We start from the raw sequence: 26,175 nt of genomic DNA, 5'->3' as shown, positions 1-26,175 counted from the left end.
TGTTAATTGGCATTTTGCAACTTTTAAGTACCTAGATTATTGTCTATATTTAATGCTTTAAACTTCCAAACCAATCTAGTATGAAAAAATTGCTTGTTACCATGTTACTTTCTTTTGTGTCCTGCGGAATCTACGCTCAAGATTATTTTCCAAAGAACGACGGCGTAAAAGAAGAGAACCAAAATTACACTGCGTTTACTAATGCAACACTTTATGTGACGCCAACCAACAAAATCAATAAGGGAACATTACTTATTCAAAATGGAAAGGTAATCGCTTCAGGGAAATCGGTTTCTATCCCTGAGAATGCTGTGGTTATCGACCTTGAAGGAAAACACATCTATCCGTCGTTTATTGATTCGTATACCGATTTTGGCGTTGAAAAGCCGAAACGGCCATCAGGGAGCAGAAGATCGCCACAATACGAAGCAACGCGCGAAGGTTTTTATTGGAATGATCATATTCGATCAGAACAACAAGCGATCATGTCTTTTGAATACGACAAGAAATCGGCTGAAGACCTCAGAAAGGAAGGTTTTGGCGTGGTAAATACACATCTTATGGATGGTATTGCGCGCGGAACCGGGGTTTTGGTTGCATTAAATGATGAAGACGGAAATGCGCAACGCATTCTTGATGACGCGTCGGGTCAATATTTTTCTTTTGAAAAAAGCGTTGTCAGTAAACAGTCGTATCCAGGATCGCTTATGGGATCCATGGCGCTCTTACGCCAAATGTATTGGGATGCAGATTGGTATGCCAAAGGGAATATAGAGACCGAAGATCGTTCTTTAGAAGCTTTAATTGCCAATCGCGAACTCACTTCTTTTTTTGAAGCAGGCGACAAGGGCAACGATATGCGCGCAGACAAGATCGGAGATAAATTCAATGTGAATTATGTGATTGTGGGCGGTGGTGATGAATATGAGCGTATTGAGAGCATTAAAGCGACCAATGCGCGATTTATTATTCCGTTAGATTTTCCAGAGGCTTATGATGTTACTAATCCGTATATGGCGAGTTATATCACCTTGGAAGATATGCGGACTTGGAATCAGGCACCCATGAACCCAAAGGCAATGAGTGAGAAAGATATCACCTTTGCTTTAACAACTTTTAAGTTGAAAAAACCTTCAGAATTTACAGAAAACCTAAAGAAAGCATTTACGTATGGTTATGATAAGACCAAAGCACTCGAAGCTCTTACAACGGTGCCAGCGCAATTATTAGGGAAAAGCGATAAAATAGGTTCTTTGGAAAATGGACGTTATGCCAATTTTTTGATCACGTCAGGTGATATTTTTGACGAAGAAACTACTTTATACGAAAATTGGGTGCAGGGAACAAAGCATGTCATCAATGATAAAGACCAAAAAGATATCCGTGGTAACTACAGTATTTCTGCTGGCGGAAAGAGTTTTACTGTGGAGATCGCAGGAAGTGCTTCAAAACCCTCGTCTACCGTAAAGATTGGCGATAAAGAATATAAATCGAAGTTAGATTATGAGGGAAATTGGGTCACACTTTCGTTTACAGACCCTGATACGAATGATGTCTACCGAACGACTGCTATTATTCCGAAAGATAATATGTCGTTTTCGGGAAGAATGATCTTGCCAAGTGGTGCGGAGACGTCGTTTAATGCACAACATCAACGCGGTATCGCCAAAAAAGATGAAAAGAAAGACGATTCAAAAGAAAAAGAAAAACACGAACTATTACCGTTGACCTATCCAAATGTAGGGTATGGCTTTAATAGCAAACCGAAAGCACAAAACATGCTCTTTAAGAATGCTACGGTATGGACGAGTGAAAGCGCCGGAGTTTTACAAAACACAGATGTTTTGGTAAAAAACGGAAAGATCGCGCAGGTTGGCAAAAACTTATCAGCTGGAGGAGCAAAGGTCATTGATGCAACAGGAAAGCACTTAACCGCAGGTATCATTGATGAACATTCGCACATTGCTGCACTTTCTATCAATGAGGGCGGACATAATTCTTCTGCGGAAGTTACCATTGAAGATGTTGTAGACCCTGAAGATGTCAATATCTATCGCAATCTAGCAGGGGGTGTAACATCAATCCAGATCTTGCATGGCTCGGCAAATCCTATTGGGGGACGTTCGGCTATTATTAAACTGAAATGGGGCGAAGACGCCGATGGTTTGATCTATGATGATAGTCCGAAGTTCATAAAATTCGCCCTTGGTGAAAACGTAAAGCAATCTAATTGGCAGAGTTTTAGCCGATTTCCGCAGACCCGAATGGGGGTAGAGCAATTGTTTGTAAATTACTTTAACCGCGGAAAAGAGTATGATGCGAAAAAGAAAAGTGGGCAACCGTTCCGCTATGATGAAGAGATGGAGGTTATCGCCGAAATTTTAAATGGCGAGCGATATATCAGCTGTCACAGTTATGTGCAGAGCGAAATTAATATGTTGATGAAGGTCGCAGAGCAGTTCAATTTCCGAGTAAACACCTTTACGCATATTTTAGAAGGGTATAAAGTGGCCGATAAGATGAAAGAACACGGTGTTGGCGGTTCTACCTTTAGTGATTGGTGGGCATATAAATATGAAGTGAATGATGCAATTCCTTATAATGCATCGATCATGGCAAAAGAAGGAATCACGGTAGCTATCAATAGTGATGACGATGAAATGTCACGTAGATTAAATCAAGAAGCTGCCAAAACGGTCAAATATGGTGGTATGAGCGAGGAAGAAGCGTGGAAAATGGTCACCATCAACCCAGCAAAGCTTCTACATTTAGACGAGCGCGTAGGAAGTATCAAGGAAGGAAAAGATGCAGATCTTGTTTTGTGGAATGATCATCCGTTATCTATATATGCGAAGGCTGAAAAGACCATTATTGAAGGTGTGACTTACTTCGACCTTGAAGCTGACAAAGCAAAGCGCGCAGCAATCGCAGCTGAACGAAACAAGCTTATAAAGATGATGCTTTCTGAAAAAGAAGGTGGCGGAAAAACCAAACCTCCCAAGCGAAAAATGAAACGTGATCTTGAATGTGAAACCATAAACTAAGAAGCTATGAAGACAGTAAAACAAATTTTTGTAATTGCAGCCTTTTTCTTCGGAATGAATGGTTTTGCACAACAAACCCCGGCAGCAAAACAACAGCAGCCAATGACTATTATAGGTGCTACGGCACATATTGGAAACGGAAGTGTTATTGAGAATGCGACACTCGTATTTGAAAACGGAACCATTACAGCATTGGGAGGTCCTGAAACACCCGCCAAAGGAACTACAATCAATGCAAATGGAAAACATATCTATCCAGGTTTTATCGCTCCGGCAAAAACCTTGGGATTGGTCGAAGTCAATGCAGTACGTGCCAGTGATGACCAAGAAGAGATAGGAGATTTTATTCCAAATATTCGCAGTCTTGTTGCTTATAACGCAGAAAGTAAGGTGATCGAGTCTATGCGACCTAACGGCGTTTTATTAGGACAGATCGCTCCAAAAGGCGGACGTATCTCTGGAACATCTTCTATTGTACAGTTTGATGCCTGGAATTGGGAAGATGCGGCGATCAAAGTGGATGATGGGATCCATGTTGACTGGCCAAGTAGCTATCGTCGTGGACGATGGTGGGTAGGCGAAGAACGCGGTTGGAAACCTAATAAAGACTACCAAAAACAACTGGACGAATTAAAAGCTTATATGGCAAATGCCAAAGCTTACGGAAACGGCAACGGTCAAAAATCGGTTAACGAAGGATTTAAAGCGATGCAAGGTGTATTTGACGGGTCAAAAAAGACCTATGTCTATGCAGATGGTGAAAAAGAGATCATTGACGCGGTTACAACTTTAAAAGAAGCAGGAGCAAAGGAAGTGGTTCTTGTTGGTGGTTATGAAGCGTATAAAGTAATTCCTTTTTTAAAGGCGCAAGGCGTTTCTGTATTAGTTCAGTTTACACATAATACGCCAGAACGCGATGACGACGATTATGATTTTCCGTATAAGTTGCCAAAATTACTTATGGATGGCGGACTCACAGTTGCCTTGCAAAATTCAAGTGCGTCTAACTTTCAAACACGGAATTTACCATTTTACGCTGGGCAAGTCGTGGGGCAGGGCCTAGACAAAGAGAAAGCACTACAATTGATCACTGGAAATTCGGCAAAGATCTTAGGAATAGATGCGAACTACGGAACGCTGGAAGTAGGAAAAAGCGCGACGCTCTTTGTTTCTGAAGGAGATGCGCTAGATATGCGAACCAATATTTTGACACATGCTTTTATCGATGGTCGAAACATCTCGCTAGAAACACACCAAACAGAACTTTGGAAACGGTATTCTGAGAAGTATAATGGACAATAAATGTTTCCTAAGGAATAGGAATGGGTAAAAAGATCGGACTTAAAGACGCTATCTCCATCGGTATTGGCGGCATGGTTGGCGGTGGTATCTTTGCTGTACTTGGGCTTGCGGTGTCGTTGGCTAAAGGAGGAACACCTGTTGCTTTTCTTTTTGCAGGTATTATCGCCCTTTTGACTGCGTATTCGTATGCGAAACTCTCTAAAAAATATCCTGAAAGTGGAGGAACTGTTCGGTTTGTTCATCAGCAATTTGGAAACGGTATTTTTGCGGGCGCTATCAACAACTTACTTTGGATAAGTTACATTGTCATGTTAGCGCTTTATGCTTCGGCATTTGGCTCGTATGGCGCAGAGTTGTTTGCAATTACTGGTGATAAGGAAATTGATGTGCAGATCTGTCAGACAGCGATCATTGTGCTTGCCTTGCTTATAAATTATTTAAGCGTTCAATTGGTTAGTGGAATAGAATCTGTTGCGGTTGTGGTTAAACTAATTATTCTAATCGCTTTTATTGGTATCGGTTTTTACGGGTTTTCACTTCACCCAGAAAATCTGTCGCAATTATCTCCTGGCAATTGGGAGAGTCCGTTGCTATTGCTTTCTGGAGGGATGGTGATTTTTGTTGCTTATGAAGGGTTTGAGCTTATAGCCAATTCTATTTCAGACTTAAAAAACAGAGAGAAAAATACAGAGAAGGCATACTTTGGAGCTGTGGGTTTTGTTGTGCTGCTTTATATCCTGATCGCGATCGTGACGGTAGGAGCATTGCCATTTTCTGAAATTGCAGATGCAAAAGATTATGTTTTAGCCAAAGCAGCCGAGCCTACCTTAGGCGGGATTGGTTTTACCATTATTACGATCACCGCTTTGATCTCTACATTTTCTGCGATCAATGCAACCATATTGGGAAGCGGTAGAGTTAATTATGACATAGCTGAAGATGACGAACTACCGAGATATTTTTGTCATATGTTTTGGGGCAAACCAGTAGGTTTACTCATTACAGCAATATTATCTATTGCTTTAGTCAACCTTTTTAATTTACAGAGTATATCAACTGCGGGAAGCGCTGGTTTTTTATTGATCTTCTGTATTGTAAATTATATTGGTTTTAAAAAACACAGCGAGCTAGCGTCTAAAAAGTGGATTCATCTCGTAGCAAGTCTGCTGTGTCTTTTAGCTTTTTGTACGTTGATCATTCAACAATTTCCACAGAATAAAACAGGTGTTATTGTGGCGCTTGGGATCATTGTTTTTTGCTTTTTAATGGAGTGGTTCTACAAAAAAGTCATCCGACGTGATGTAGAGACAAACAAACCATAGCGCGCACAAAAGTTTACTCTACAACAACGGCACCTTCGGGCTTGGCGAATACTGAGTCTGGAATGATCGTTTCTGTAGCGGTAACTTTAGAGAACAACAAATCATTACGTTCGTCGGTAGGCTTGTTGTTTTCAACATTATACCATGTTAGTTTCTTCGGAAGCATGAGTCCGTTTACAGACTGCCATTGGTCATATTTAATAAAATGCCAATCATCACTTTTGTTTTCTTTTCCGAAGGTAACCGTATAGCCTAGCCATTCCATTTGGTTGCTGTCTGGGTTGTAGTATAGAATATATTGATCGTCAGAAGAGTTACCTACGCCGTCATTATAACTTATTTTTATTCCGGCATATTTTTTACCATCGAGTTCAGTCATGGGTACATTTTCATACTGAATGCCGTCATCGCTAAGGATAAAAGGCATGGAGTAAAAATAAAACATCAAATTGTGATAAAATCGCGCGTTTCCTTGATATGCCTTCTTCGGATTGTTATTCAGTAACCAAACCTCATTTCCGTCGTAACCTATACTCCAAGCGTCTGTTTCTATTTTCGTCATTCGATTGCCTAAAGACGTAGAATGTACCTCGGTACCATTTCTTCCATCGATCTCAAAACATAGATTATTCATTTCCTTCCACGTTGCGAGTCCTCCGTGGGCTTCAAAAATAGCAGCGATCTCTTTCGGATAGGTCTTTTTAGTCATTTCTGAAATTTCTACCGTGTCATGGATGACTAGTTCCTCTTCCTTTTTATTGTCTTTACAGGAAATAAATACGAGGCTACAAGCGGCAAGCAATAGGATATTTTTCATGATGATGGCGTTTTAAGTATTGTAAAAATATAAAAGCTCCCAACATAGTCGAGAGCTTTTTAGAAACCTTTATGAAAAAGCCGTTTATTTTTTAATGATCTTTTTGGTCACCGTACTATTTCCATCTGAAATTCGCAGGAAGTAGAGTCCGTTGTCAAGTTGTTCCATATTCAGCCCTGCGGTTCCGTTTGCACAATCTAACGAGCGCGCTAAGACTTTTTGTCCGTTCACAGTATACATTTCAACTAAAATTTCCGAAGCACTTTGAATTCCAGAAATCGTCAAGATATTTGAAACTGGGTTCGGGAATAATTGGAGTTCGGTTTGCAGCACATCTTCTGTGTCAAGCACCACAATGACTACTACCACGACTTCTGGATCGAGAAAATCTGGAATGTTGTTATTGTTAATGTCATCGTCGAGAGGAGTTCCGTTTTCATTCGAATCTTCTTGCGCAGAGAGCGCACCATCGCCGTCGTCGTCATTGTCAAGGTAATTTTCTATGCCATCGCCATCGGTGTCAATAAAAATATAAGCACCAGTGGCACCAGCACCAATACCTGTAATTTCGAGGGCTGTGTCAACACGGTCGTTGTCGTCATCACTATCAAGATAGTTAGGAATTCCGTCATTATCGGTATCGTCATTGTTGAGGTTCCCATCGCCGTTAACATCTTCAGCAGCGGTATCTACACCATCGTTATCGTTATCTATACAATTGATCACGCTCAGGGTTACTTCCGACGTGGCATATAAACCACCAGCGTCTTCCACACGTGCGTAGATCGTCTGTGGATTGCTCGTGTTCAAATATGGTGTAGCAAGTGGATTGAGGTTGTTATTTGCATCTAAAAAGGTCTCGTGAAAGGTGGCTGTAACATTAGATTGGTTTCCGATCACGTCTGGGATGATAAGGTCGAGGTTAAAAGCTTCAAACCCGCCGTTACCCATGTCGCAGACTGTATATGTTGTATTATATGCTTCTACATTTGTACCTTGAAAAGCGCTAAAACGCCATGCTTCGGTGGCTGTGATCCAAGGAGAATCACTGGTGTTGCGACCTGGAGCTACGGTTGCCAACTGCCCAGTTTCATTCATGATCCCTAGAATGGCATTTCCGTCGTTCCAGAGTTCGCAAGCAGGCTTGTCTTGCATATAGACCTCAATATTGTTGGTAGTTTCAGATAATACTATTTGAATGGTACTTTCCTGACTATTACAATTTCCGCTAAAATGCGGATTTTTAAAGAAATTTACTACAAAGCGTCGGCTTGGTGCAGTTCCATATTGCCCATAATTTACTTCAGCCTCAAAACTAGCGCTAACATCCATATCATGATAGACGCCAAAGATCGCATTGAGAATCTCAAAATTTTGATCCGGAATATCGGTATCAAAATTCCACGGACAAAATCCATCTGCCTGTGAGAGGTCGAAGGTCAAAACGCCATTGGTTCCAATGACCACCGAGTTGTAGGTATTTCCGTAGAAATCGAAATCGAAGCCTAAAGGAATGACCTCAGAAAATCGGTCGTCAACATTTAAAGCGGTTCCTATTTGTATGTATGAGTGCGGCGGATTAAAACTGATGTTTTGAGCCACATAATCTTGTGCATTGATAGCAAAAGGAGCAAGAAGTAGCGCCAACAGGTAAAGTCGAAATAATTTCATTGGTTATTTGGTTTTTTAATCAATTTTATAATAGTACGATTTTCTAAAGAGTTTTGCCATAAATTCAGTCTATTTTTTACTTCGGAAATGTGAAGCGAGGCTGCTTTGTTCGCAGATATAGGCTTTGTGAAGCGATTTTCCGTTTGTGATTGCATTAAAATTCAAGGACGATCTCAAAAGAAAGTCTAACGGAAGAATTAGTGATTTTTTCCGCTGTAGGCTTTTAAGAACCGTGCAAATTCCTTTAGCGAAGCACCAACTTATTGATCAGCTCTTTTCCGAGGTGATCATTTAGCAAACGAATGATCTTGTTGCTTCCATAGCTTAATTCCTCTCGTAATACAGACGAGCTTAATTGAACGTACAGCGTGCTGCGCTCCAGCGAAATTGCTGTTGTATATTTTGTAATGGCTTGTCCCATAACGCTATTCCACGCGTCTTTAACCTCCACGCGATCCAGACCTTTATCTAGCCGATTGGCCTTGATAAAGTTTTGCAATACGTCTCCTATGGTGTTCTGACCGTCGCGTTGAAATTTTTTTGCCATTGTTTGTTTTCAGTTTAAAGCTTAAAGTTAACTATTTCGTTTTTACTCATCACTCTCCAATCACTAAAGGCGAATACCTTTTATAGCGATATCTTTTTCCGTCTTTATTGAGTACTTCCAAAATACTGTCTTTTGCTAAAAGGACGGTCTCTTTCCAGGTGTCATAAGGCGTTTTATAGTACAGATTAAGACTGTCATTTTCGATGCGGATGTTAAATTGTTCGGTATTTCCAGAATTTAGGTAAGAGCCATCGAGTTGGGGCGCTACTTTGGTACGCACTCCTTCCATATTGTTTACTTCTATAAAATCGATGTTCAAATTGATTGAAAATTCTTTGATAGAACCATCAGCTAGGGTTACGTTCTCTATTTCCCAATAGCCGTTGAGCGCTTCCGCATTGGGCGTGGTGTAGGGTTGCTCACAGCTATTTAAGAATAACAGCGCAATTCCGAAGAAATAAAAGAAAGGATGTTTTTTAAAATTCATGTTTTAGATTCTTTTTTAAATAGCACAAATTTGTGCTTCCCATGTTTTATTTATTGACTTCGTCACGTTCTAAAGGAAACATTTTATAGGTCTGTGATACCTTTTTGATCACGGCTTCCGTACGATCGGCGTGGGTATCACTAATAAATAGTTGCCCGAATTGTTCTCCGTCTACTAAGGTAATGATATGTTCAACACGTTTTTCATCTAATTTGTCAAATATATCATCTAACAAAAGAATTGGATTGACTTTATTCTGTTCCTTGATAAAATCGAATTGTGCGAGTTTCAAGGCAATAAGATATGATTTTTGCTGTCCTTGAGAACCAAACTTTTTAATTGGATGCCCGTCGATCTCAAAAACAAGATCATCTTTATGTGTTCCGAAGTTGCTATACTGACTTATTTTATCTTTTGTTTGATTTTCTTTTAATAACGAGATAAGGTCACTTTCGTCTAACTGACTTTTATATGTGAGGTCAACGGTTTCGGGTCCACTGCTAATAGAGGCGTAGCGTTTTAAAAAGATAGGTAAAAAGGCTTTTAGAAACTTACTCCTTTTTTCGTAGATCACGCTTCCGAAGTCATGCAATTGGCTATTGTAAATGTCGAGCGTATCTTGGTTAAAGGTGTTGTTGAGTGCAAAATATTTAAGCAAACTATTGCGCTGTGCTAGTACTTTATTGTAGTTGAGCAGGATTTGTAAATAGTTTTGATCTCCCTGCGAAATAACACCGTCTACAAACTTTCTTCTTGTATCGCTTCCCTCGATGATGAGGTCGCGATCTGCTGGAGAAATGATAACCAAGGGTAAAAAGCCAATATGATCACTAAATTTATCATAACTCTTGCCATTCCGCTTGATCATTTTTTTCTGACCGCGTTTGGCGCTCACCACAATTTTTTCTTTTCGATCGTCTTTTTCGTAGATTCCTTCAACCACAAAAAAGTCGGTTTCATGCTTTATATTCTGACTTGTAATGGGGTTGAAATAGCTTTTTCCGAAGGAAAGATGGTAAATAGCGTCTAAAATATTGGTTTTTCCTACACCATTATGGCCTACAAAGCAGTTGATCTTCGGGTCAAATTGGAAGGTTTTTGAATCAAAATTCTTGTAGTTTAAAAGAGATAAGCTTTGTAATACCATAGTGCAAGTAAGGTTGCCAGATTTATTATAGAATGGGTTTTTGGACGAGGCAGCACGAACAGCCCTGCAAATTATTGAAAAATAAGGAATATTTTCCCCTCAAATTATAATAAAAATTTTATTTTTGCCGCTCAATAATAGAACTATGGCAACGTATAAGAAACGCGGATATAAACCTAAAACGAAAGTAGAGAAGGAAGTTGAGTTAGAAGACGGAAGCACAACTGCTGAAGTTTTTAGCTCATTAGATGCTGGTGCTTCAAGAACTGAGGCTTGGGCAGAAAAGAACCAAAAGTATATTATTGGTTTTGTAATTGCAGCTTTGGTTTGTGTTTTAGGATATTTAGGATACACCCAATTTATTCTTGCGCCTAAGCAGGAAGAGGCAATGAACGAAATGAATCAGGCGCAGACATATTACGAGCAGGCGCTTACGGCAACAGACGGTGATAGTTTGTACCGTTGGGCTCTAAATGGTCAAGGACAGAGTTATGGCTTTATTGAGATCGCAGACAAATACAGCGGTACTGATGCAGCAAATTTGGCAAACTACTACGCTGGGATCTCGTATTTGAATACAAAAGATTACCAGAATGCTATCAATTACTTAGACAAGTTTAAAAGCGACGATATGACTATCGCTCCAATGGCAAAAGGTGCTATTGGTGATGCTTTTGTTCAATTAGGGCAAAATGACGAAGCGCTTAAATATTACGAACAAGCTGCAACGATGGTTAAGAATGATTTTACTACACCACGTTTCCTTCTTAAAGCTGGTGTTACAGCATTAAACGCCGGACAAACGGCCAAGGCGCTTAAACATTTTCAAACGATCGTAGATGAATACCCAACAGTACAGCAAGCTGTTCAGGCTAAGGTGTATCTAGGGAAGGCTGAAGCAATGCAATAAATAAAGTTAGCCGCCTACGCGGGCAATGAATATGGCAACGACCAACAATAATTTATCGGTTTACGATAAGGCAACGATCCCAAATGCGAAGAACTTTCGATTTGGGATCGTTGTTTCTGAATGGAACCACAATATAACTCAGGGGATGTTTCAAGGTGCTTTTGATGCTATCATAGATTGTGGCGGTATCAAAGAGAATATCGTTCGCTGGGATGTACCTGGGAGCTTTGAATTGATCTATGGTTGTAAAAAAATACAGCAAAGTTATGAAATGCTCGATGCGGTCATTGCAATTGGCAGTGTGATACAGGGAGAAACCAAGCATTTCGACTATGTGTGTGAAGCAGTAGCCCAAGGTATTAAGGACCTGAACGTACAAAGTGATATACCAGTTATTTTTTGTGTTTTAACCGACAATAATCTGCAACAAGCCATTGACCGAAGTGGTGGAAAACACGGTAACAAAGGTACAGAAGCAGCGATTGCGGCCATTAAAATGGCGCAACTTCGGAAAGAGGCGAAGTTCTAGCCAAAGCATAAGGTATTGTAATTTGCTTCTAAAGGACCGCGAATTGTTCGCAGTGGTTGCGGGCATTCAACAAATAGTTAATTTTTTTCATTTTCGCTTAACGCTTAACGCTTAACGCTTAACGCTTAACGCTTAACGCTTAACGCTTAACGCTTCTGCCACTGTTCACCAATCACCCTTCACTAATCACCACCAAAAACGGAACAATATTTGCTTTGAATAAACCGCAGTGAAAGGCTTCAAAAACTGCTGTGATTTACGTACATTTACACAACGAAGAGTTATGGGTTTTTTAAAGACAAGAAAGAACAAAAAATTTGGTTACACCCCACGTTATTACGAGAGTGATCGTGATGGGAGTCCGTTTCAAATGGAACATAAATTTGATAAATTTCGTTCAACAGTAGGCGAGAATAAGGGGGTTGTTGGTAAATTCAAATCTGCTTTTTCGGAAATTAATGTTTCACCAAGAGTTGCAGCAAACCGTCGAATTATTATCATTGCCGCTGTCTTAATACTCATCTTCCTCTTTATCATTGATTTCGATTTGTCCATATTCCGAAGTTATTAATGGCAGATATCATTCAACTTTTACCCGATCACGTTGCAAATCAGATCGCAGCCGGTGAGGTCGTACAACGACCCGCTTCGGTAGTGAAAGAATTGCTGGAGAATGCTATCGATGCCAAAGCTACATCGATTACTTTAGTGATCAAAGATGCAGGAAAGACATTAGTGCAGGTAACCGACAATGGTTCGGGGATGAGTACCACCGATGCGCGTTTGTCGTTTGAGCGTCATGCAACTTCAAAAATAAAAGCAGCTGAAGATCTTTTTAACCTTCATACCAAAGGTTTTCGTGGGGAAGCTTTAGCATCAATTGCCGCGATCGCACATGTAGAGCTTAAAACTAAAACGGAAACCGATGAGGTTGGCACTAAGATCTGTATCGAAGGAAGTCAGGTAACATCTCAAGAAGCAGCAGTGGTGCCAAAAGGAACCACCATCGCCGTAAAGAATCTATTTTATAATATTCCTGCCAGACGTAACTTTTTAAAGAGTAATCCGGTGGAAACCCGCCACATCATTGACGAATTTCACAGAGTGGCGCTGGCACATCCGCAGGTTGCTTTTAGTATGATCAATAATGGCGCCGATGTATTTAACTTGCCTGTGAGCAATGTGAGACAGCGTATTGTAAATATCTTCGGAAGTAAGACCAACGAAAAATTAGTGCCTGTTTCCGAAGAGACAGAAATTTTAGAGGTAAATGGTTTTGTTTTAAAACCTGAATTTGCTCGAAAAAGCAGGGGAGAGCAGTTCTTTTTTGTAAATGATCGCTTTATTAAAAGCTCTTACTTGCATCATGCTGTGAATTCGGCTTTTGAAGGTTTAGTAAAAGGCGGATTGCATCCGGGATACTTTTTGTTTCTGAATGTCGATCCTAAGTCTATCGATATTAACATTCATCCTACTAAAACCGAGATCAAATTTGACGACGAACATGCTATTTATGCCATGCTTCGCGCAACGATTAAGCATAGTTTAGGGCAATTTAGTATTGCACCCGTGCTTGATTTTAATAAGGATAGTGGTTTTGACACGCCGTATGAGTACAGTAAAAAGTCGCCTACAGCACCAACCATAGAGGTAGATAGATCATTCAATCCGTTTAAAACGGAAGCAAAACAAAGTAATATAAAATTTCCTTATAAGCGCGAAACTTCAACAGCCGCTTCATGGGAGTCGTTATATGTTGGTTTAAAAGATGATACTTTTGAAGGTGAAACTGAAGTGGTTGCTGCAAATTTATTTGCCGATGATACACATGAAGCCGGGCAAGTTACCTTTCAGCTTCAAAATAAATACATTATTAGCCTGATTAAAAGTGGCTTGATGGTGATTCATCAACATTTGGCGCATCAGCGTGTTCTATATGAAGAAATACTAAAAAATATTACGGTTAAGGAAGCTGTGAGTCAGCAATTACTATTTCCTTTACAGTTAGAATTTGCTAAATCTGATACTGCGATCATTAAAAAAATCAAGGAGCAGCTAGAATTTACAGGTTTTGCTTTTTCTAGTATGGATGAAGAACATATTGAAGTAAGTGGTATTCCGGTAATGGTTACCGAAAGCCAGGCAGGAGCAATTTTGACACAATTGGTTGACGACATCAAAGAGGAAGTTCCCGATTCGGGATTTAGTCAAAATGATCTTTTGGCCAAATCGATGGCAAAAAGTATGGCGGTTCGTACAGGAACAGCCATGAGTAAAGAAGCTCAAGAGCATTTGGTAAATCAACTCTTTGCTTGTAAGGAACCCAGTGTTTCACCAGATAATCGACCGGTACTCATCACCATGGATGTCACCGATTTTGATAAAAAATTTAGATAAATGGGAAGAATAACAGAAACGGTAAAGATATTAATCATTATAAATGTTATCTTTTACGTAGGGTCTTTAATGACCGGGGAGGCAGCATACCGGCTTTTATCGATGTACTATTTTGAAAATCCAAACTTTAGGGTTTGGCAGCCCATTACTCACATGTTTATGCATGACAGTAATAGTTTTATGCATATTCTGTTCAATATGTTTGGACTCTATATGTTTGGGTCGCCGCTGGAAGCCATGTGGGGTAGAAATAAATTTCTCTTTTTCTACTTTTCGGCAGGAATTGGAGCTGCTTTAATTCATAACCTTGTTGGTTATATACAAATTCACGATACAATGGACGCCCTGCTCTCTGGAGGATGGAGCCCAGCAGATCTAGAAAGTTATTTAACTACAGGAAAGGGTGGAAGTCAAGCAGTACTGGAAGCCGTGCCTATGGAAAAGATCGATGCTATGTTTGCAGCTTTCCATACACCAGCCGTTGGGGCCTCGGGAGCAATTTATGGTATTCTTGTAGCGTTTGGTCTAATGTATCCTAATACAGAGCTAATGCTTATATTTTTACCTATACCTATAAAGGCCAAGTTTTTTATCCCTGCATTATTACTGCTGGATTTATTTTCTGGACTTACTGGTTTTTCATTGTTTGGTCAGAATATCGCCAATTGGGCGCATTTAGGCGGAGCGCTCTTTGGATTTATAATGGCGTACTACTGGAAGAAAAATAGTTTTGATAATACACGTCTCTATTAAATGGCAGCAAAGTCGTTAACATATCAGTATAAGACAGCAAACATTGTCACAAAGATCATTGTCATCAATGCAGCAATCTTTTTGATAGTGCGTCTCGCAGCTTTTTTTATGAATCTAAAACCAATCGAACTCACGCGATGGTTTGCGCTTCCTGAGAATATGTCTGATTTTATCACGCAGCCTTGGTCTATACTTACCTATGCGTTTATTCATCATGGCTTTTTTCATGTTTTCTTTAATATGTATATGTTGTACTGGTTTGGGCGCATTGTTCTTAACCTGTTTAACGCCAAGCGATTTTTAACGGTTTATTTATTGGGAGCTATAAGTGGTGGAGTGTTTTATATGCTTGCTTATAATGTTTTCCCAGTATTCGCTAACAGCAATGGGATTCTATATGGTGCCTCTGCCGGGGTAACCGCAATTATGATCTTTATTGCCACATTTACGCCCAATACAGAAGTGATGATCATTAAGTGGCGGGTAAAACTATGGCAAATCGGACTCACACTCTTTTTACTCGATCTGGTTCGTATTTCGATCTCTGAAAATGCAGGCGGCTTATTGTCACATGTAGGGGGAGCGATCTTCGGATATTTCTACGCCATTCAAATGGCAAAAGGAAATGATATTGGTAAATGGTTTGAAAATATCATGGATTGGGTGGAAGGGTTATTTCTTCCGAAGAAAAAAAAGCCCTTTAAGAAAGTACACAGAACCAAATCGGCTACACCAAGAGCAAAGTCAAGTGCTAAAGACGTTTCTGCGCATCAGAAAAAAGTAGATGCCATATTAGACAAAATTGGCAAAAGTGGCTATGATAGCCTTACCAAAGCCGAAAAGGATTTCCTTTTCAAGGCAGGGAAGCAAGACTAATAAAACGTAAACATTTTGAAGAAATTGGGGTTTTTCGGAAAGTTGATTTTTTGGTGCAATAGCCTTGTAGCATTTTTGTTGGTGGTTTCTTTTGTGCTCCCATACCTCAAACCGTCGTCATTTCCTACGCTTTCGCTGTTAAGTCTGCTAGTTTCACCATTGATCCTTTTAAACCTATTATTCGCGCTCTATTGGCTCATTCGGTTTAAACGCCCGTTCTGGCTTTCTTTTGCAGTATTGGTCATTGCCTCTTTCCAGTTTAGTTCATTTTTTGAATTTTCTTCGGAAGGCGACCCTTCAGCATATAAAAATACCCTGCGAATTGTTTCATATAACGTTCGATTGTTTAATGCCTATGAAGAGAATAATACCGATAATGTTTCCGAAGTAATACAAAAGATCATTGCAGAAGAACAACCCGATGTGTTTAGCATTCAGGAGTTTTATAGAGAACCTAAGGCGAATTTTGACGCCTTTCCTTACCAATATATTCACTTTAAAAACAAAAACGCCAAATTAGGGCATGCCGTATTTTCAAAGTTTCCCATCGTACATAGTGGCGCATTCGATTTTAAAGACTCGTACAACAACACACTGTATGTCGATATTGTAAAAGGTACTGATACCTTGCGCATTTACAATTTACATTTACAGTCGCTAGGAATACTCCCGAAGGTAGATTATTTACAGGAAGGTGATAAGGATAGACTTCGGGCTCGTATCGCGAATGCTTTTAGTCTTCAAGAAAAACAAGCTATCGAAATTCTTGAGCATCGCAGACAATCTCCGTATCCAACGATAGTTGCTGGCGATTTCAACAATACGCCTTTTTCATACGTTTATCGTACTTTAAATCAAGATATGCAAGATGCTTTTTTAGAGCGCGGAAGCGGCCTAGGAACCACCTTTAACTTTGATGGCTACCCGATGCGGATCGACTATATTTTTACTTCGGAAACTTTAGATGTTTTAAATTTCGAGACGCTCAAAAACACTTTTTCAGATCATTATCCAGTGCGCGCAACCGTAGGCTGGTAGTGTTATTAGGGTAGAAAAGCCAACTTTTCGCTTTCTAAATAATACAGTGCGTTGGGCCCTTCATTAAAAAGCAGATCTAACACGGACAAATTGGGCAAGTAGCCATGTTTTTCTCCAAATACCTGATTGTAGGCTGTTGGTAGAAAATTCTTTGGTTGTTTAACTTCCGCCAGAAACCGCAGATCTTTTTGCTCAGGATCTTTAAAATATTCTTCGGTAAGCGAATAGGGGATCTCCGCCTGTAATAGCTCACATAACAGATCAAAGACCGCCAAATTGTGTTCCATAAGATGGGTAACCGGTCTTTTAAATAAAGGTACTAGCTCGTCTTCGTAAAATTCAAAATACGGTGAGGTTCTATAAGCCGTTTGTAATGATTTCCAATGCTGTGATTGCCACGGAAACGTTTCGTCAACTTGAAGATCACAATATTTTTGCCGGATCCCTTTATTGTGCTTTATAGGTACGCTGAGTTGCAACCGCCCCATGCTGGTTGCAATATACGCCCTGTTTCGATAGGTTTGTTTTTGATAGTTATCATCACCTTCAAATACCAATTCATCGGCTTGAACCGCCGCCGCCATCTGTGCGATGTTTGGGAAGTAGGTAGGATGAATTAAAATTGACATTGTAGATAATTATTTGTTGATACGATTATTTGTTGATTTGACCTTTCCGAAGAGCATTTAAGCATATTGATTATCTCTTCGACCTGCTCTCTCAGCGATATTCGAAGCAATAGATACAGAAGCACGCCTAATTTGTGAAGTCAGACCGTACATTTCTTCCTTTAGAAAACATTCTGGTATAGTATATAGATCTTTTGCTAAGTCCTTAGCAGCAATCCAAACATGAAGTTTTTCAAAGGCGTACGTATACATAGTTTATCAACAAATAAACAAATCAACCAACAAATTGAACCTTAACTCTATTTGTTAACCTTCTTTTTTCGTCTTCTGTAGAAATCCCAGCCAAAAAGGCCTACGATCACTAGAATAAAAACCCAAAGATATGATGTTGGTTTTCCAGTTCCTTTTACGGTGGTAAACATACGATCCCAGCGGAACTTACCTAAATTACTGTCGTAACTCAACCAAACCATCACTGGTTTTCCAACTACATGATTAAACGGTACAAAGCCCCACATTCTGGCATCCTGGGAGTTGTTTCGGTTATCACCCATCATCCAGTAGTAGTCCATTTTAAACGTGTACTCCGTGATTGGTGTACCATTTAGCAAGACCTGAGATCCATTTAACGATATTTTGTTGTCAACGCCCATTTCTGAACCTTCGTAAGTTTCAATAATGCGCTTGTACAAGGGTAAACTTTCTTGTGTAATAGCCACTTTAGCACCTTTCTTCGGAATGTATAAGGGTCCGAAGTTATCTGCATTCCAATTGTAATTTTCGTTCTGCGGAAAGATCTGTGCATCGCGAACGCCTTTTTCCTTTTTATATGGAAAGACCTCGGTGATCATTGGGTTCGACTTTAATTTTTCTAATGCTTCTTCCGAAACGGCTGGTAAATAATAGGCATTCTTTTCCTTATCCATTCCTACGCCATCGGTGATGTCATAGCGTTCTTTAAAAATATCCGGATTCATTTGCCCTTTGGTTCTAAAACCATAGGCAAACTGCAACTTAGCGCGATCTGGAAGATCGTTTTGTTTTCCGTCGATATAAACATAGCCATCTCGTACTTCTAAGCTATCGCCAGGAAGACCAACACAACGCTTTACATAATTCGATTTTTTATCGATGGGTTTGTACATTTTGCCACTTGGTGGCGGACCAATATCTTCGTATTCATCTACTGGCCACGAAAATACTACAATGTCATTACGCTCAATATCTTGTACGCCAGGCAATCTAAAATACGGCAATTCAAGTCCAGAGAAATACGATTTCATTTTTGTAAACGGAATCACATCATGAACCATAGGCAAAGCGATAGGTGTCTTTGGAACACGTGCGCCGTAGTGAAACTTACTTACAAAAAGGAAGTCGCCAACCAACAATGTTTTCTCTAAAGACGAAGTAGGAATGGTAAACGGTTGCATCACATAGGTGTGTACGATGGTAGCAGCAACCACAGCAAATAAAATAGAACTGATCCATTCTCCGCCGCTCGATCTAGGCTTTAAGCTTCGATCTTTAATGTGTTTGACGTCTTGTGTATAATTGACGTAGTAAATATAGAGTCCGAAGGTTAAAATACCCAACCAAGTATCTGCGGTACTGTTTTTTCCGAAGCTACGTAAGGTTTCTACCCAAACTACGGGAAACATGATCAAGTTTACAATAGGGATAAACAAAAGGATCGTCCACCACCATGGTCTGTTGATGATCTTCATCAAGACAACCGCGTTATAAACGGGTACTGCCGCTTCCCAAGCTTTTCTTCCTGCTTTTACGTATAATTTCCAAGTTCCTAAAAAATGGATCACTTGCACTGCAAGTATAAAAAGTAACCATCCTGTCCAACTCATATCTAAATTTGTTTATTTCCTTATTATATTTTTAAAGCTTTTCACTTTAATCTTCAAGCCCTAACACATCGCGCATGGTATAAACACCTTTTCGGTTCACAAGCCATTCGGCTGCTAAAATAGCACCTTTCGCGAAACCTTCACGGCTATGAGCCTCATGTTTTATTGAGATCGTGTCGATCTCGGATGTATATGAAACAATATGTGTGCCTTTTACATCATCAATTCGCTTTGCTGAAATGTTCAGCATATTTTCTTCGGAAGCATCCAATTGCCAATTTTGCTTGTCGCTGTGAGGTAAAATACCTTCGGCAATGGTAATGGCTGTTCCGCTTGGTGCATCTTTCTTTTCAGTATGATGAATTTCCTCCACATCCACATGGTATTCCTTCCATGGAGCCATCAATGCTGCCAGTTGTTCGTTGATCTTAAAAAATAAGTTCACGCCAACGCTGAAGTTGGACGCGTAGATAAAGCTTCCGTTACGGGCTTCACATAATTTTAGCATTTTATCATAGTCCTCCAGCCAACCGGTAGTTCCGCTAACTACGGGAATTCCGTTTTCAAAACAAGCGGTGAGATTGGTAACAGCGGCTTCGGGTGTTGAAAATTCAATGGCGACATCGGCATCGGTAAGTTTTCCTTCCGAAGTACTTCGCGAAGCGGTAAAAACAATTTTATGACCTTTTTGCTTCGCTAGGGTTTCAATGATCTTCCCCATTTTTCCGTATCCCAATAATGCTATTTTCATTTGAAAGAATAGGTGAGTGTGAGTCCGTAATTAGGTTGTGCAAACACCGGGTTTGAATCAAATGTAGGGCGTAGTGAGAGGTCTTCAGAAACCTCGTATTGTCTTAAATGCGCGTCTACATTGGCATCCACGATATTAACAAGATAAAAAGCGAGTGTCACAATGATGCTTACGTCTTTATTTTTTTGTGCCGATTTTTGTGCGGTGATCAGTCGGTCGTTGGAGATCGCAGCCGTTTCGCCATCGCCAAAAAATTCGTCATCGGTATAGCCTGCAAGACGTCTTTTATAGGCGTCTCGGAAGCGATCATAATCTTTGTCGTTTTGGATATAGAAATAAACGCCACTCGCCATTCCGGCGTAAATGATGGGGATCTTCCAGTATTTTTTGTTGTATGCTTGTCCGAGTCCAGGAACAACAGCCGAATAGAATGCAGCACGGGAAGGCGCCAAAGGGTCGTATTCTTCCGAAGAAACCACTGCTTTATCCACTACAATTGAAGTGCCTTTTTTTATGACAACCGTATCCTTTTTCTGCTCAACAACTTCATCAGTATTTTGAGCAAAGAGGGAGGTAGTTGCGCAGAAAAGCAGGACGATATAGGCCAGTTTACTTCTCACGGGTCATTAAGTTCAAAATACGTAGCAATTCGTCTTCATTGGCAAAAGGAACTACCAACTGACCTTTGCCTTTTGGTGAAACCTTTACAGAAACCTTGCTTTCTAGATAATCTGAAAGTTGTGATTTTGCTTCTTTTGCAAATTTTGGGATCGCCGTCTTTTCTTTTTTAGCCGAAGTATTTTCTCCAGGTTGTTTGTAGTTGCGAACTAGTGCTTCGGTATCACGTACCGAAAGTTTATTGCTCACGATCTTTTCGTAGATGTCTAACTGATCATTGGTGTCTTCAATATTGATCAGTGCACGCCCGTGGCCCATCGAAATAAAGCCGTCGCGCATCCCTGTTTGGACAATAGGGTCCAATTTCAGCAAACGCAAATAATTGGCGATGGTCGATCTGTTTTTACCTACACGGTCACTTAATTCTTCTTGGGTAACCGAAATTTCTTCGATCAAACGTTGGTATGAAAGTGCAATTTCAATAGGATCAAGATCTGCACGCTGAATATTTTCAACCAGTGCCATTTCCAAAGATTCTTGGTCGTTGGCAATTCTGATATAAGCAGGAATCGTAGCCAATCCAATGAGTTTGGAAGCACGAAAACGTCGCTCACCACTTACTAATTGGTACTTGTTGAAATCCATTTTACGCACGGTAATAGGCTGGATCACGCCCAATTCTTTGATCGAAGAGGCTAATTCACGTAGTTGCTCTTCATTAAAACTTGTTCGCGGTTGAAACGGATTCACCTCAATGGTGCCCAATTCCAATTCTACGATACTGCCCACAACTTTATCAGCGTTTTTATCGCTAGCCGAGGTGATATCATTTGAAGGATCTTTGAGCAAGGCAGATAAACCGCGCCCTAAGGCCTGTTTTTTAGTCGCTTTCGCCATATTTATTGCCCACGTAGGTGGGTACTGTTTACTGTTTTTCTATGAGTTCTTGTGCCAAACTTAAGTAATTATTGGCACCTTTACTACCCGCGTCATAACTAATAATGCTTTCGCCATAACTAGGTGCTTCACTCAAACGCACATTTCGTTGAATGATTGTCTTAAAGACCATTTCATCAAAGTGCTTTTTTACTTCTTCAACCACTTGATTCGACAAACGCAGACGAGAATCATACATGGTCAATAGCAGGCCTTCAATGTCGAGATCTGGGTTGTGTATCTTCTGAACACTCTTCACCGTATTTAATAGCTTTCCTAGCCCTTCTAAGGCAAAATACTCACATTGTATAGGAATCAATACCGAATGTGCCGCGGTAAGCGCATTTAGCGTTAAAAGGCCTAATGACGGAGCACAATCAATAAGAATAAAGTCGTAGTCATCTGCGAGTCCGTCGAGCGCCTGTTTCAGCATATATTCGCGGTTTTCCTTGTCAACGAGTTCTATCTCGATAGCAACTAGGTCGATATGCGCCGGAATGATGTCTAAATTGGGCGATGAGGTGCTTATGATCACATCTTTTGCTTTGGCTGTATGCTCTAAGAGCTGGTAGGTTCCTTGTTCTACAGCTTCTACATCAATCCCCAAACCAGACGTAGCGTTGGCCTGTGGATCTGCATCAATAAGTAGTACTTTCTTCTCTAACACGCCCAATGACGCAGCTAGATTGACTGAAGTGGTGGTTTTACCAACCCCTCCTTTTTGATTTGCAATGGCAATGATCTTACCCATTAATTTTTTGGAATTAAGGGTTAAAATTACGATTAATTATGCGGATAGAAAATGAAATTTGTTAACAGATAGTGAACAAGTTTTTTCCTGCCCAATGTAACGATCGCAATACGCAAAACCGTTGGTTCTGTAAGCCATCTTTATCGCTATCTTTGTGCCGTATCTAAATCTATTTTTTGTGCTTCGGAAATTGTTACAACCCAAAATGTTGCTGTTGCTATTCGCTTTAGGCGTTGGCGGGTTTGCCATTTGGTATAACGAACTTTCCAAAAGACACCAAGCCATTGTAAAAACTGAAGTATTGCACTTTGTACATTGGATGGATCCCGACTGGGAGATCGTTGACAACCCCAATAAATTTAGCCTTACCACGCCCGATCTCCTTGTAGATGATATCTACGAATCGATGGATGGTCCGCAATCACTGATCAACGTCAATATGAATCCAGACAGCGAGCGGTTGCGTTGGATCACGGGCTTTAGAACCGAAGTCATTAGAGAAGGGGAGCAGCAGCACAACAACGATTTTTTATGTCATACCAATGTAGATTATTACGATGCGATCCATTTCCGAAATTTGAACATTCCGAGGCGCATGAAAAAGCGCTACCCGCGCTTAACAACGCTTTCCAACGGGATCAACGAAATTAAATTCCCCGAAGGTTTTGGATTTCCGATACCGCATGACGAACAATTTATCGTTGCTTCCCGAACCCTCAACCACAATATTGAAGATCCGTTTTTTAAGGTAAAACACACGATCGATTTCTATATGGAAGATGGTGCAAAACCGTTAAAGGCACTTTCGCCCAAGGCCGTGGTCTTGCTAAGAGAATACGATTATAAGAGTCCGAATAACCCCAACCACGACGAAAATCCTTCACTTTGCTTGCCATTAGATCTAAAAAATCATTCGTTTAACAGCAAAGACGGAAAGCCACTGTCGTCACATTGGATCTTGCCCAAGGGCGAAGAACATTACGAATTTGATATCACCTACCAATTGTATTTGCTCAAGGACACTCGCGTACATGCTATGGCAGCGCATTTGCATCCTTTTGCGACCCAATTCACATTATTTGACGAAACGGCGAACGAAATCGTGTATACCTTTGACTGCGATAATTACGATGAAAAACGCGGACTCAAAAACGTGCCTGTTTACAGTAGTGCGGAAGGGATTCAGCTGTATGCCGAGCATCGCTACAAACTGATCTTAGAAACCAATAATCCGTCTGATGGCTTTAGCGATATGATGGCCGTGTTGTTTTTATATGTCGCCGATGCAGAGATGGACGCGCATTTGGCGGAAACAGTTTATGGTGAGTAGCGGGTGGTGAGTTGTGAACGGTGAGCTGTGACCAGTAAAAATATGGAGTATGGAATATGGACAGGTTAGCACTTTTAACCATTAACTTTCAACTTCCAACTTCCAACTTTCAACTTTCAGCTTTGAACTTTCAGCTTTGAACTTTTAGCTTTGAACTTTTAGCTTTGAACTTTTAGCCTACAGCCTACAGCCTACAGCCTACAGCTTTCAACTTTCAACTTTGAACTTTCAACCATCAGCTTTGAACTTTTAGCCTACAGCCACTAACGACTATTTCAACTAAAAACTTAGTTTAAACTAATAATTTAGTTATATTTGAGGATCTTAGAAGATTTGATATGAAAAATTTTACGTTCGTGCTGTTTTTTTGCATTACATGCGCGTCATGCGCACAAGTAAGTTCACCTACTAAAATTCCAACCACGAAACAATTGGATTCGTTAAGAACCGAATTAGAGGTTTTGTTTAGAAAAGATCAAACCTTTAGGCGCATTTATGTAGAGGCGGAGGAGAAGTTGGGAAAGGATTCTTTTGAAATGGAATACTTTTGGGAAGTGGTTGAGGCGCAGGATAAGATATTTGAAAAAAAATTGACAACCATGGTAGATACCTTTGGCTGGCTCGGAATTTCTCAGGTGGGCAGATTAGCGAATGCAGCGCAATGGACTATTTTACAGCACGGCACCAATGCTTCCAAAGAAAAATACGGTCCCTTGCTAAAGGCATCGGTTCTTAAAAATGAGTCACAACCCAATCATTATGCACGCATGATAGATAGAATGCTGGTCAATGCCAATAAGCCTCAAATTTATGGGAGTCAGATAAATTATGATCTCGAAACGCCTGCTTTTTACGAAATTAAGGACCCTGCCTTTGTCAATCAAAGAAGAGCAGAAATCGGACTCACAACCATTCAAGAATTTGCAAAATCGAATAACATTGTGTGGACAATAGCTCAGGAATAGTGAGAGGTGAGCGGTGAATAGTGACCCGTATGAATATGGAGTATGGAATATGGACAGGTTAGCACTTTTGACCATTAACCATTAACTTTTAACCATCAACTTTCAACTTTCAGCTTTCAACTTTAAACCTCTTCCTTCCCTCATTAACAAAAAAGGGGGAAAACCCTGTTTGTTAGCATGCTGAACTTTTGTAGCTTGGACTTTTATCGTGCTTATCCCGAGAAAACTATGGGTTATGAGCGAGAAATTTTGAGGGCTTTACGGAAACCCGTAGGTACGACTCAAACTTTTGATAGAAATTGTACGGAAACAACTAATTAAGATAAAATGCGCCGAGGCAATTGATTGATTGGCAGGGCCTTTTGTGTAAAATACGTAAAAACACTTAGTTTAGACAGTTATACGATTTTGTAGCTTGGGCGTTTATTGTCGGTATCCCGGGAATGGAGTGGGGTATCAGCGGTGAATTTATTTTATAAGGAGTTACCTGCAAGCTGAAAAAACTATGGGAATAATTAAAAGACAAGGAGAAAAAAGTACTCCTGATTTTACAGAAGAAGATTATATTTCTGCGATAGAAACAGCTATGAACAGAAACCTCTATTATCGAGAGAAAGAAATTGAAATCCGTAGAATATCACAAACTGATGAAAATGAATTAGGCTATGATGGAGTTTTGTCAACTATAGTTCCTTTTTACATTCAGTTTAAACGTTCGTATTTTTATTCACCACAATTTAAAGGAGCTTTATTAACTGATAGAGATTCGGTTTCTTTACCAACGAATCACGGATTTTATGCTTTAGAGTTATTAAAGAAAAATGGTAGGTTCGACCAACATAATACAATGTATCTACTATCACAAAAAGCAAAAGCTTCTTACGTTGCACCCTTATTTTACAAGAGTAGAGATTTGACTCGATTGAAAAGCTATGGAAACAGAATAATTCCCAGCTATTTTGATCATATTTCAATATACGATTTTACGTTTAAAAACCAACATCAATATTCTAACATCAGATTTTTTAAAGATTCAATTACAATAACACCTCACAATAGTATTAATGACCAAGAATCTAGTCATCATTACTCATATTGTAAAGAATTAAAAATCGGATTTCATAGTGAACCGATAAATCTTGAAAACTCTAAATCAGAAAACTTATTGAGTTTTATTAGAGAATTAGTTGTAGCTGAAAAAAAAGATAATACTAAAATGCAAGTTTCAGAAATATTTAATTCAATTCCTGATTTTTTTAATTTAGAAAGGGGTTCTAAAGACAGCGAGAACATTATAAAAAACTCAATCAATAGAATTTCTAACAATGATAGAAAAGATAATTCTGACTTGATTTTAGAGAAATTAACAACAACTGATAAACTACTTATTTTAGAAGATATTTTATATGAATATTTCGGAATAAGACAATTAATAAGATTTGAAAGAAAGTAAAAGCCTGTAAGTAAGAATGTTTACCTGCAAGCTAAAAAAC

At 39.8% G+C, this 26,175-nt stretch carries 25 protein-coding genes; 13 read left to right on the top strand and 12 right to left on the bottom strand.

Going from position 1 to position 26,175, the window contains the following annotated elements; translation table 11 throughout:
* The first annotated feature begins 80 nt into the window (after positions 1 to 80).
* Genes ACY2RU_RS09385 through ACY2RU_RS09375 form a run of 3 tightly spaced genes read left to right on the top strand, consistent with a single transcriptional unit; the run spans position 81 to position 5,668 of the window.
* Positions 81 to 3,044, top strand: a complete 2,964-nt coding sequence (locus tag ACY2RU_RS09385) for an amidohydrolase family protein (protein ID WP_490138183.1) — start codon at positions 81 to 83, stop codon at positions 3,042 to 3,044.
* A 6-nt stretch (positions 3,045 to 3,050) separates the two neighbouring features.
* A complete protein-coding gene (locus tag ACY2RU_RS09380) occupies positions 3,051 to 4,346 on the top strand; it encodes an amidohydrolase family protein (protein WP_490138182.1) in 1,296 nt (431 codons plus the stop codon).
* 20 nt (positions 4,347 to 4,366) lie between these two features.
* Positions 4,367 to 5,668 (top strand): APC family permease, encoded by a 1,302-nt coding sequence (locus ACY2RU_RS09375; RefSeq protein WP_490138181.1) that lies wholly within the window; start codon positions 4,367 to 4,369, stop codon positions 5,666 to 5,668.
* Positions 5,669 to 5,681: 13 nt separating this feature from the next.
* Here ACY2RU_RS09375 and ACY2RU_RS09370 read toward each other — a convergent pair whose 3' ends face one another.
* From ACY2RU_RS09370 to recF, 5 genes are all read right to left on the bottom strand, one after another.
* A complete protein-coding gene (locus ACY2RU_RS09370) occupies positions 5,682 to 6,485 on the bottom strand; it encodes a DUF6503 family protein (RefSeq protein ID WP_490138180.1) in 804 nt (267 codons plus the stop codon).
* A gap of 84 nt (positions 6,486 to 6,569) precedes the next feature.
* Positions 6,570 to 8,156, bottom strand: a complete 1,587-nt coding sequence (locus tag ACY2RU_RS09365) for a T9SS type A sorting domain-containing protein (RefSeq protein WP_490138179.1) — start codon at positions 8,154 to 8,156, stop codon at positions 6,570 to 6,572.
* Positions 8,157 to 8,400: 244 nt separating this feature from the next.
* Positions 8,401 to 8,703, bottom strand: coding sequence for a DciA family protein (locus ACY2RU_RS09360; RefSeq protein ID WP_490138178.1), 303 nt, complete (start codon positions 8,701 to 8,703; stop codon positions 8,401 to 8,403).
* A 49-nt stretch (positions 8,704 to 8,752) separates the two neighbouring features.
* Entirely contained in the window at positions 8,753 to 9,190 is a 438-nt protein-coding gene (locus ACY2RU_RS09355) for a lipocalin family protein (protein WP_490138177.1), read from the bottom strand.
* Positions 9,191 to 9,236: 46 nt separating this feature from the next.
* A complete protein-coding gene (gene recF / locus ACY2RU_RS09350) occupies positions 9,237 to 10,337 on the bottom strand; it encodes a DNA replication/repair protein RecF (RefSeq protein WP_490138176.1) in 1,101 nt (366 codons plus the stop codon).
* Between the two features lie 145 nt (positions 10,338 to 10,482).
* Here recF and ACY2RU_RS09345 point away from each other — a divergent pair, with 145 nt between their 5' ends.
* The 7 genes from ACY2RU_RS09345 (at position 10,483) to ACY2RU_RS09315 (ending at position 16,840) form a co-directional block, all read left to right on the top strand.
* Positions 10,483 to 11,247 carry a tetratricopeptide repeat protein gene (locus ACY2RU_RS09345; RefSeq protein ID WP_490138175.1) on the top strand — a complete coding sequence of 255 codons (765 nt, stop codon included), beginning with the start codon at positions 10,483 to 10,485 and terminating at the stop codon, positions 11,245 to 11,247.
* A 31-nt stretch (positions 11,248 to 11,278) separates the two neighbouring features.
* The gene (ribH, locus tag ACY2RU_RS09340) at positions 11,279 to 11,776 is read left to right on the top strand and encodes a 6,7-dimethyl-8-ribityllumazine synthase (RefSeq protein WP_490138174.1); all 498 of its coding nucleotides are present in this window, start codon (positions 11,279 to 11,281) and stop codon (positions 11,774 to 11,776) included.
* A 283-nt stretch (positions 11,777 to 12,059) separates the two neighbouring features.
* Positions 12,060 to 12,347 carry a riboflavin synthase subunit beta gene (locus ACY2RU_RS09335; protein WP_490138173.1) on the top strand — a complete coding sequence of 96 codons (288 nt, stop codon included), beginning with the start codon at positions 12,060 to 12,062 and terminating at the stop codon, positions 12,345 to 12,347.
* Positions 12,347 to 14,173 (top strand): DNA mismatch repair endonuclease MutL, encoded by a 1,827-nt coding sequence (gene mutL, locus ACY2RU_RS09330; protein WP_490138172.1) that lies wholly within the window; start codon positions 12,347 to 12,349, stop codon positions 14,171 to 14,173. The genes ACY2RU_RS09335 and mutL overlap by 1 nt, the downstream gene beginning before the upstream one ends.
* A complete protein-coding gene (locus ACY2RU_RS09325; RefSeq protein ID WP_490138171.1) occupies positions 14,174 to 14,926 on the top strand; it encodes a rhomboid family intramembrane serine protease in 753 nt (250 codons plus the stop codon).
* On the top strand, positions 14,927 to 15,802 hold the full coding sequence (locus ACY2RU_RS09320; RefSeq protein WP_490138170.1) for a rhomboid family intramembrane serine protease: 876 nt from the start codon (positions 14,927 to 14,929) through the stop codon (positions 15,800 to 15,802).
* A gap of 15 nt (positions 15,803 to 15,817) precedes the next feature.
* Positions 15,818 to 16,840: an endonuclease/exonuclease/phosphatase family protein gene (locus tag ACY2RU_RS09315; RefSeq protein ID WP_490138169.1), complete on the top strand. Its 1,023-nt coding sequence runs from the start codon at positions 15,818 to 15,820 to the stop codon at positions 16,838 to 16,840.
* Positions 16,841 to 16,845: 5 nt separating this feature from the next.
* Here the strand turns inward: ACY2RU_RS09315 and ACY2RU_RS09310 are convergent, their stop codons facing one another.
* Genes ACY2RU_RS09310 through ACY2RU_RS09280 form a run of 7 tightly spaced genes read right to left on the bottom strand, consistent with a single transcriptional unit; the run spans position 16,846 to position 22,387 of the window.
* Positions 16,846 to 17,469, bottom strand: coding sequence for a WbqC family protein (locus tag ACY2RU_RS09310; protein ID WP_490138168.1), 624 nt, complete (start codon positions 17,467 to 17,469; stop codon positions 16,846 to 16,848).
* A gap of 57 nt (positions 17,470 to 17,526) precedes the next feature.
* On the bottom strand, positions 17,527 to 17,721 hold the full coding sequence (locus ACY2RU_RS09305) for a four helix bundle protein (RefSeq protein WP_490138167.1): 195 nt from the start codon (positions 17,719 to 17,721) through the stop codon (positions 17,527 to 17,529).
* A gap of 47 nt (positions 17,722 to 17,768) precedes the next feature.
* Positions 17,769 to 19,331, bottom strand: a complete 1,563-nt coding sequence (gene lepB, locus ACY2RU_RS09300) for a signal peptidase I (RefSeq protein ID WP_490138166.1) — start codon at positions 19,329 to 19,331, stop codon at positions 17,769 to 17,771.
* Positions 19,332 to 19,377: 46 nt separating this feature from the next.
* Positions 19,378 to 20,082 carry a 4-hydroxy-tetrahydrodipicolinate reductase gene (dapB, locus tag ACY2RU_RS09295; protein ID WP_490138165.1) on the bottom strand — a complete coding sequence of 235 codons (705 nt, stop codon included), beginning with the start codon at positions 20,080 to 20,082 and terminating at the stop codon, positions 19,378 to 19,380.
* Entirely contained in the window at positions 20,079 to 20,702 is a 624-nt protein-coding gene (locus tag ACY2RU_RS09290; protein ID WP_490138164.1) for a DUF5683 domain-containing protein, read from the bottom strand. Before ACY2RU_RS09290 ends, dapB begins: the two co-directional genes overlap by 4 nt.
* Entirely contained in the window at positions 20,692 to 21,597 is a 906-nt protein-coding gene (locus ACY2RU_RS09285) for a ParB/RepB/Spo0J family partition protein (RefSeq protein ID WP_490138163.1), read from the bottom strand. The genes ACY2RU_RS09290 and ACY2RU_RS09285 overlap by 11 nt, the downstream gene beginning before the upstream one ends.
* 28 nt (positions 21,598 to 21,625) lie before the next feature.
* A complete protein-coding gene (locus ACY2RU_RS09280) occupies positions 21,626 to 22,387 on the bottom strand; it encodes a ParA family protein (RefSeq protein WP_490138162.1) in 762 nt (253 codons plus the stop codon).
* Positions 22,388 to 22,541: 154 nt separating this feature from the next.
* Between ACY2RU_RS09280 and ACY2RU_RS09275 the strand changes: the two genes are divergently transcribed.
* The 3 genes from ACY2RU_RS09275 (at position 22,542) to ACY2RU_RS09265 (ending at position 26,135) form a co-directional block, all read left to right on the top strand.
* Complete coding sequence (locus tag ACY2RU_RS09275; protein ID WP_490138161.1) at positions 22,542 to 23,717, top strand: hypothetical protein; 1,176 nt, start codon at positions 22,542 to 22,544, stop codon at positions 23,715 to 23,717.
* 431 nt (positions 23,718 to 24,148) lie between these two features.
* Positions 24,149 to 24,682 (top strand): DUF6624 domain-containing protein, encoded by a 534-nt coding sequence (locus ACY2RU_RS09270; RefSeq protein WP_490138160.1) that lies wholly within the window; start codon positions 24,149 to 24,151, stop codon positions 24,680 to 24,682.
* Positions 24,683 to 25,187: 505 nt separating this feature from the next.
* On the top strand, positions 25,188 to 26,135 hold the full coding sequence (locus ACY2RU_RS09265; RefSeq protein WP_490138159.1) for a hypothetical protein: 948 nt from the start codon (positions 25,188 to 25,190) through the stop codon (positions 26,133 to 26,135).
* Positions 26,136 to 26,175: the final 40 nt, after the last annotated feature.

It is taken from the genome of Ulvibacter sp. 2305UL32-6, assembly GCF_058148545.1.
The sequence above is the reverse complement of the archived record's forward strand: the minus strand, read 5'-3'. Positions and strand labels throughout refer to the sequence as shown.

What these genes read in the sequence shown, in the direction of transcription:
- ACY2RU_RS09385 (WP_490138183.1), top strand. Translation starts at nt 81, where the DNA reads ATGAAAAAATTGCTTGTTACCATGTTACTTTCTTTTGTGTCCTGCGGA.
- ACY2RU_RS09380 (WP_490138182.1), top strand. Translation starts at nt 3,051, where the DNA reads ATGAAGACAGTAAAACAAATTTTTGTAATTGCAGCCTTTTTCTTCGGA.
- ACY2RU_RS09375 (WP_490138181.1), top strand. Translation starts at nt 4,367, where the DNA reads ATGGGTAAAAAGATCGGACTTAAAGACGCTATCTCCATCGGTATTGGC.
- ACY2RU_RS09370 (WP_490138180.1), bottom strand. Translation starts at nt 6,485, where the DNA reads ATGAAAAATATCCTATTGCTTGCCGCTTGTAGCCTCGTATTTATTTCC.
- ACY2RU_RS09365 (WP_490138179.1), bottom strand. Translation starts at nt 8,156, where the DNA reads ATGAAATTATTTCGACTTTACCTGTTGGCGCTACTTCTTGCTCCTTTT.
- ACY2RU_RS09360 (WP_490138178.1), bottom strand. Translation starts at nt 8,703, where the DNA reads ATGGCAAAAAAATTTCAACGCGACGGTCAGAACACCATAGGAGACGTA.
- ACY2RU_RS09355 (WP_490138177.1), bottom strand. Translation starts at nt 9,190, where the DNA reads ATGAATTTTAAAAAACATCCTTTCTTTTATTTCTTCGGAATTGCGCTG.
- recF (WP_490138176.1), bottom strand. Translation starts at nt 10,337, where the DNA reads ATGGTATTACAAAGCTTATCTCTTTTAAACTACAAGAATTTTGATTCA.
- ACY2RU_RS09345 (WP_490138175.1), top strand. Translation starts at nt 10,483, where the DNA reads ATGGCAACGTATAAGAAACGCGGATATAAACCTAAAACGAAAGTAGAG.
- ribH (WP_490138174.1), top strand. Translation starts at nt 11,279, where the DNA reads ATGGCAACGACCAACAATAATTTATCGGTTTACGATAAGGCAACGATC.
- ACY2RU_RS09335 (WP_490138173.1), top strand. Translation starts at nt 12,060, where the DNA reads ATGGGTTTTTTAAAGACAAGAAAGAACAAAAAATTTGGTTACACCCCA.
- mutL (WP_490138172.1), top strand. Translation starts at nt 12,347, where the DNA reads ATGGCAGATATCATTCAACTTTTACCCGATCACGTTGCAAATCAGATC.
- ACY2RU_RS09325 (WP_490138171.1), top strand. Translation starts at nt 14,174, where the DNA reads ATGGGAAGAATAACAGAAACGGTAAAGATATTAATCATTATAAATGTT.
- ACY2RU_RS09320 (WP_490138170.1), top strand. Translation starts at nt 14,927, where the DNA reads ATGGCAGCAAAGTCGTTAACATATCAGTATAAGACAGCAAACATTGTC.
- ACY2RU_RS09310 (WP_490138168.1), bottom strand. Translation starts at nt 17,469, where the DNA reads ATGTCAATTTTAATTCATCCTACCTACTTCCCAAACATCGCACAGATG.
- ACY2RU_RS09305 (WP_490138167.1), bottom strand. Translation starts at nt 17,721, where the DNA reads ATGTATACGTACGCCTTTGAAAAACTTCATGTTTGGATTGCTGCTAAG.
- lepB (WP_490138166.1), bottom strand. Translation starts at nt 19,331, where the DNA reads ATGAGTTGGACAGGATGGTTACTTTTTATACTTGCAGTGCAAGTGATC.
- dapB (WP_490138165.1), bottom strand. Translation starts at nt 20,082, where the DNA reads ATGAAAATAGCATTATTGGGATACGGAAAAATGGGGAAGATCATTGAA.
- ACY2RU_RS09285 (WP_490138163.1), bottom strand. Translation starts at nt 21,597, where the DNA reads ATGGCGAAAGCGACTAAAAAACAGGCCTTAGGGCGCGGTTTATCTGCC.
- ACY2RU_RS09280 (WP_490138162.1), bottom strand. Translation starts at nt 22,387, where the DNA reads ATGGGTAAGATCATTGCCATTGCAAATCAAAAAGGAGGGGTTGGTAAA.
- ACY2RU_RS09265 (WP_490138159.1), top strand. Translation starts at nt 25,188, where the DNA reads ATGGGAATAATTAAAAGACAAGGAGAAAAAAGTACTCCTGATTTTACA.